Here is a 6,660-nt window from a genome sequence, read left to right on the forward strand (position 1 = left end):
TTTAAATCAAAGGAAGTGTTGGCCGGCTACTGCAAACCAAACGGTGGAAAAACCTTTAAACATCGGAACTTCCATGTGGTGCTACCGGAACTGAGCTGCGAAATTGTGGTGAACTTTGTATTTGGCATCCTGCCGAATCGCACAGGTTTCCTCCCGGGCAATGCCTGATCACGATGATTCAGGTGCTCCATCGTGGCGCGCGCGACCACAGCGGGAGGGCAGAACCTGTGCTGCCACAGCACGCCATTCAAGCCTGTGACCGTTGTTTGCGGTCCTGCGCAGCGATCCCGTCATCGCAGTTGCGGCGTGGTGTGAGTCTGTTGTGCGCCTTGCCGCACGTTATTTTTTGCGCGTAGATGTTTACGCATCTGGCACTACCCATTTCAGGAGATCACATGCTTCGCTCGGAATCCCTCTTCGGCAAACGCGAAACCAATTCGACCAACTCCCCGTTCAGCAGTGCGGGTAGCGGCGTCTCTTCTTCCACTGGCGGCAATGTGACCAGCGTCAACAAGGCTGCCCCTTATCCTTCTTCCGTTTCCCACCCGGCCCCGGCGGCGACCGAGGAGAGCGGCAGCAAGCTCACGGTCGGTCCCAACATCAAGGTCAAGGGCGAGATCGAGGATTGCGACACCCTGGTGGTGGAAGGCAAGGTACAAGCCACCATCAACTGTCGCGTGGTGCAGATCGCCGAGCGCGGCGCCTTCAAGGGCTCGGCCGAGATCGACCTGGCCGAGATCCGCGGCGAATTTGACGGTGACCTGACGGTGCGCCAGAAGCTGGTGATCTATTCCAGCGGCAAGGTCACCGGCAAGATCCGCTATGGCAAGCTGGTCATCGAAGAGGGTGGTCAACTGGCCGGTGACCTGCAGGTCGGTGGTGGTCACGAGCAGAAGGATTTGCTGCAGAAGACGGCCTGAACGCCCCTGCGGGTGGTGACCGGTGCCAGGCATCGGTCACGGTCCGGGGATGAATCGGAGTGATACCGCGCTGGGAGCAGGCCGGGACGGTGCTGCAGTTGGCTCATTTCCTGCTGGAAATGGGGCGGAGTAAAGGGCGACTTGTTGTCAAATTGCCCTGATCTGCTGCGATTGTCGCGATATTGGCTTGGCTTTTCCTCTTTGGTATCGCTTTACGGGTAGCCGATTTGTCCGCATGGCCTGGCCGTGCGACAATAGCGCCTTTCGTCCTTTTATCCGGCCTGCCCGGCTGGTGGCGGCGCCCCAGTGGCGCTGGCCGTTGGGACGCTGGCGTTTCTCAGGTTTCTCAGTTCATTCTCATGGCTCACCCGGAATACATTCTTACCTTGTCCTGCCTGGACCAGCGCGGCATCGTGCATCGCGTCTCGGGCTTTTTGGCCGACCACGGCTGTAACATCATCGATTCGGCGCAGTTTGGCGATGCGCAGTCCAAGCTGTTCTTCATGCGCGTGCATTTTGCGTCGGAGGATGTGGCGATGTCGGACGCGGCCTTGCGTGCCGATTTCGGCGTGCTGGGCGATTCGCTGCAGATGAACTGGCAGTTGCATGATGCAGGCAAGAAGCCGCGGGTGATGTTGATGGTATCCAAGATCGGGCATTGTCTGAACGATCTGCTGTTCCGTTACAAGAGCGGTTTGCTGCCGGTGGAGATTCCGGCGATCGTGTCCAACCATACTGACTTCTATCAGTTGGCGGCCAGCTACAACATTCCTTTCCATCATCTGCCGTTGGCGACCGGTTCTTCTGCGCAAGTGAAGCGGGCGCAGGAGCAGCGCATCATGGAGATCGTGGAGGCGAACCAGATCGATCTGGTGGTGCTGGCGCGTTATATGCAGATCTTGTCGCCGGAGATGTGCGAGGCTTTGCGTGGTCGGGCGATCAATATCCACCATTCTTTCCTGCCCAGCTTCAAGGGGGCCAAGCCTTATTACCAGGCGCATGATCGTGGGGTGAAGTTGATCGGGGCGACTGCGCACTTCGTGACCGGGGATCTGGATGAAGGTCCGATCATCGAGCAAGGGGTGGAGCGGGTCGATCATTCGATGGGGCCGGATACCTTGACGGCGATTGGGCGGGATATCGAGTGCGTGGTGTTGGCTCGGGCTGTCAAATGGTTTACCGAGCATCGGATTTTGCTCAATGGGCATAAGACTGTGATCTTTAACTGATCGGTTTTTTGTTCTTTTGGAACGCCGTCTGGCTTGGGCTGGGCGGCGTTTTGTTTTTGTTTTGTTTTGGCTGGCTGTGGTGGTGGCTTTGGGTTCTGGGGTAGTCTGCACGGAAAACTTATGTGCGCTCTAGCTTAATTGTGTTCTCTCTTCGGTCGGAAGGACGCGCCGGGGGCGGCCCGGCAGCCGCTCACTTTCTTTGGCCCGCCAAAGAAAGTAAGCAAAGAAAGCGGCCCCCAAAGAGCCAGCCCTCCTACGGAGGGTACCCGCCGCAGCGAAGCGAAAAGTGGGAAAAATAGAGTCGCTGCGCTCCCACTATTTTTCTGATCCACTTTTCACTTCGCTGCGTCGGCTGGCCCCCAAGGGGGAAAGCGTAACCGGCTCGCCTTCGGCCTCGCAATATCTCCGACTCGCCTACGGCTTTGGGTTGGCTCGCCTGCGGCATCGAATTTTTCTTCGGGCAATGTTCTGTTTTTGTATAAATAATTTACCGTTCGGACTGTGGTCGCGCACCGACGTATCGAAGGTGAAGAACCCCAACCCGAAGCCGTAGGCGAGTCGGAGACCCCGCGAGGCCGAAGGCGAGCCGTTTAGGTCGTCCGCTTCTGCCCCGCCGCGTCAGCGCGCATCAAAACGGATCAGAAAAATAGTGGGAGCGAAGCGACTCTATTTTTCCCGTTTTGATGCGCGCTGACGCGGGGACCCTCCGCAGGAGGGCGGGGTAGTAGCGGTCGCCTTCTTTTGCTTACTTTTCTTGGCGAGACAAGAAAAGTGAGCGGCTGCCGGGCCGCCCCCGGCGCTCCGTTCCGACCGAAGAGAGGACACAATTAAGCTAGAGCGCAGAAAAGCATTCCGTGCAGACTACCCCAAAACCAAAAAACACCATCACTGCTAGTCAAGACAACACAACACAACACAACACAACACAACACAACACAACACAACACAACACAACACACATGCCAACCATCAGCTAGAAGCCGGATACTGCTCTCGCATCACCCGCTTATTGATCTTCCCAACACTGGTCCGCGCCAGCTCATCCACAAACCTCACCCGATCCGGCACGCCATAACGAGAGATGACCCCCGCCTCCGCCGAGGCCCGCACATGCTGCCGGATATCTTCCTCGTTGACCCCGACCGCATCCTTCTTCAACACCACCAGCGCCACCGGCCGCTCCCCCCACTTCCCATCCTGCACCCCGATCACCGCCGTCTCCGCCACCGCCGGATGACGCGCAATGATGTCCTCGATCTGCAACGAAGAGACCCACTCGCCCCCCGTCTTGATCACATCCTTGATCCGATCCGTCACCTGCAGATAGCCCTCGCCATCGATATGCCCGATATCCTGGGTATGCAACCAGCCACCCCGCCATAATTCTTCAGAAGCCTCAGCCTGATGCAGATAACCCTGCGTCAACCAAGGCGCCCGCACCACCACTTCGCCGGTGCTCTGACCATCGTGCGCACAATCATTCATATCGCCATCTACCGTACGCAATGCCACCAACGGCACCGGGCGGCCGGTCTTCACGCGCAGGCTGGCCTCGCGCTCACCCCCCAGTTCTGCCGTGGGCACCTGCGCCAGCGTCAATATCGGGCAAGTCTCCGACATCCCATAACCGGTGAAGACATCAATGCCCCGCTCCCGCGCCGCGCGGGCCAGGCTGCTGGTCATGGCCGAGCCGCCGATGATCATCTTCCAGCCCGACAGATCCACCTCGCGTGCTTTTTCCGAGGACAGGATCATCTGCAGGATGGTCGGCACACAATGGGAAAAAGTCACTTTTTCTTCCCGGATCAGCTTGCAGATGGTGTCAGGCACGTAGCGGCCCGGATAGACCTGCTTGACCCCGGCCATGGTCGCCACATAGGGCAGCCCCCAGGCGTGGACATGGAACATGGGCGTCAAGGGCATGTAGACATCGTCCCGATGCAGGCGGCCCTGCTGCGCTGGCAAGGCCAGGCCGGCGGTGGTGGCCAGGGTGTGCAACACCAGTTGCCGATGGCTGAAATAGACGCCCTTGGGCAGGCCGGTCGTGCCGGTGGTGTAGAAGGTGGTGGCGCGGGCGTTTTCGTCGAAGTCGGGGAAGTCGTAGCGGGCCTCGGCCTGGGCCAGCAATTGTTCGTATTCCCCGGCAAAACCGGGACCGCGCGGGCAGGGACTGCCATCGTCGGTGAGCAGCACGCAGCGCGTCAGGGTGCTGAGTTCGCCGCGGATCTGCTTCAACACCGGCATGAAGTCCGAGTTCATCAGCAAGACATCGGCTTGCGCGTGATTGAGGGTGTAGGCGATCTGCTCCGGCGACAGGCGCACGTTCACCGTCTGCAAGACGCAACCCATCATCGGCACGGCGAAGAAACACTCCAGGTAGCGGTTGCTGTCCCAGTCCATCACGGCCACCGTGTTGCCGGCCTGTACGCCCATTTCCTTGAGGGCATTGGCCAGGCGCTGCACGCGCTGGTAGAACTGGGCATAGCTCAGGCGGCGCTGGCCGTAAATGATTTCCTGCTCGGGAGCGGTGGCCAGGGCGCTGTGCAATAGCTGCTTGATCAGCAGCGGGTAGCCATAGGCCGATGGGGTTTGCTCGATGGCTTGGGGCATCTCGGGTCTCCTCTGTTGTGCGGCGGCCGGCCGCCTGTTATGGAATGGAGTCCCGATGATACCGCTAACTTCCAGAGACGATGGTCGCCGGGACGACGAAATTTGCGTAGGCTGCGGCGTCGTCCCGGTGCCCCATGCCTAGTTCTTTTCTTCCAGCGAAGTCACCGTCAGCGCACCGTCGATGCGCTCGGCAGTGAAGCTGATCTTTTCGCCGGCGCGGGCCCGGTCCAGGATCTCGGGCGCAGCCTTGAAGACCATGGTCATGCCGGGCATCTGCAAGTTGGGAATCTCGCCGTGGCGGATGGTGAGCTTGCCGGTAGCAGCATCGATCTTGCGGATTTCGCCATCGACCTTGGGGGGCTGGTCCTGGGCCTGGGCGGCCAGCATCGGCAGCAAGAGGGAAGCGGTGAAGAGCAGGGCGCGTAACATGGAATTTCCTTTCATAGTGTCGAACAATGAGGGGGTGTCAGTGATGGCCTTGATGCCCGCCCGGCTTGACCACATCCAGCGTGGCCGGGCCTGGCTGGCCGGTGGCGCCAGCAGGTGCGCGGCGCGGGCCGGGTAGTTCGCCTTTCCATTCATGTGCCACCGTACCAGCCGGGGCGCGGTACCAGCCCGGGTCGCGATAGTCGTCGCGGGCCAGGTGGCGCCTAACCTTGAGGGTGCTGAACATGCCGCCCATCTCGATGGGACCGTAAGGGCCGCGTCCGGTCATCATGGGCAGGGTGTTCTCCGGCAGCGGCATTTCCATCTCACCCATGGAGCCGCCCTTGTCGCCCATGGCCATGTAGTCGGGCACCAGTTTGCTGATCTTCTCGACCACCCTGGATTGATCCACCCCGATCATGGTCGGCAGGTCATGGCCCATGGCGTTCATGGTGTGATGCGCCTTGTGGCAGTGCAGGGCCCAGTCGCCTTCTTCGGTGGCGTCGAACTCGATGGCGCGCATTTGGCCCACGGCGATGTCGGTGGTGACTTCGGGCCAGCGCGCCGCTGGCGGCACCCAGCCGCCATCGGTGCCGGTGACGACGAATTCGTGACCGTGCAGATGCAGTGGGTGATTGGTCATGGTGAGATTGCCCACGCGGATGCGCACGCGGTCGTTGTGCCGCACCACCAACGGGTCGATGCCGGGGAAGGCGCGGCTGTTCCAGGTCCAGAGATTGAAGTCCAGCATGGTGCTGACCTTGGGCACGGCCGCTCCCGGCGCGATGTCGTAGGCATTCATCAGGAATACGAAATCGCGGTCCACGCGCATGAAGCCGGGATCCTTGGGATGCGTGACCCAGAAGCCCATCATGCCCATGGCCATCTGCACCATTTCATCGGCGTGCGGGTGATACATGAAGGTGCCGGCGCGCCGTGCGGTGAATTCGTAGACATAGGTCTTGCCGGGCGGGATGGCCGGCTGCGTCAGGCCGGACACGCCATCCATGCCATTGGGCAGGCGCTGGCCATGCCAGTGTACCGAGGTCGCTTCGGGCAGCTTGTTGGTGACGAAGATGCGCACCCGGTCGCCTTCCACCACTTCGATGGTGGGGCCGGGGCTTTGGCCGTTGTAGCCCCAGAGATTGGCCTTCATGCCGGGGGCGATTTCACGTACCACCGGTTCTGCCACCAGGTGGAATTCCTTGACGCCGTTCTTCATGCGCCAGGGCAGGGTCCAGCCGTTGAGGGTGACCACCGGTTGATAGGGACGACCGGTGGCCGGTGGCAAGGGCGGCTGGGTGGCGGGGCTGGTTTGCAGCGCAGCTTCGGGCAGGCTGGCGGCGCCGGCCCGGCTCACCGCCGCAGAGGTGACGGCCAGGGCGGCGCCTTGCAGGAAGTGGCGGCGCAGTTTGTCCCTGGGGTTCATGGGTGTTTTCCCTCTTGGGGGCGGCCGCCCAGGGCCTGTTGCAGGC

The 6,660-nt window shown here is 60.9% G+C and carries 5 protein-coding genes; 2 read left to right on the forward strand and 3 right to left on the reverse strand.

Annotated features, from left to right (window positions below; translation table 11 throughout):
- Nucleotides 1-395 precede the first annotated feature (395 nt).
- Complete coding sequence (locus tag I5W_RS04280) at nt 396-920, forward strand: bactofilin family protein (protein WP_044528308.1); 525 nt, start codon at nt 396-398, stop codon at nt 918-920.
- A gap of 359 nt (nt 921-1,279) precedes the next feature.
- Nucleotides 1,280-2,149 carry a formyltetrahydrofolate deformylase gene (gene purU, locus I5W_RS04285; RefSeq protein ID WP_044528309.1) on the forward strand — a complete coding sequence of 290 codons (870 nt, stop codon included), beginning with the start codon at nt 1,280-1,282 and terminating at the stop codon, nt 2,147-2,149.
- Between the two features lie 969 nt (nt 2,150-3,118).
- On the opposite strand, the gene I5W_RS04290 is transcribed toward purU, so the two are convergent.
- From I5W_RS04290 to I5W_RS04300, 3 genes are all read right to left on the reverse strand, one after another.
- Entirely contained in the window at nt 3,119-4,759 is a 1,641-nt protein-coding gene (locus I5W_RS04290) for a fatty acid--CoA ligase (RefSeq protein ID WP_044528310.1), read from the reverse strand.
- A gap of 138 nt (nt 4,760-4,897) precedes the next feature.
- Nucleotides 4,898-5,188, reverse strand: coding sequence for a copper-binding protein (locus I5W_RS04295; protein WP_044528311.1), 291 nt, complete (start codon nt 5,186-5,188; stop codon nt 4,898-4,900).
- A gap of 37 nt (nt 5,189-5,225) precedes the next feature.
- On the reverse strand, nt 5,226-6,614 hold the full coding sequence (locus I5W_RS04300) for a multicopper oxidase family protein (RefSeq protein ID WP_044528312.1): 1,389 nt from the start codon (nt 6,612-6,614) through the stop codon (nt 5,226-5,228).
- Nucleotides 6,615-6,660 lie beyond the last annotated feature (46 nt).

This window comes from Herbaspirillum sp. B65 (assembly GCF_000333555.1).
GTDB lineage: Bacteria > Pseudomonadota > Gammaproteobacteria > Burkholderiales > Burkholderiaceae_D > Herbaspirillum > Herbaspirillum rubrisubalbicans.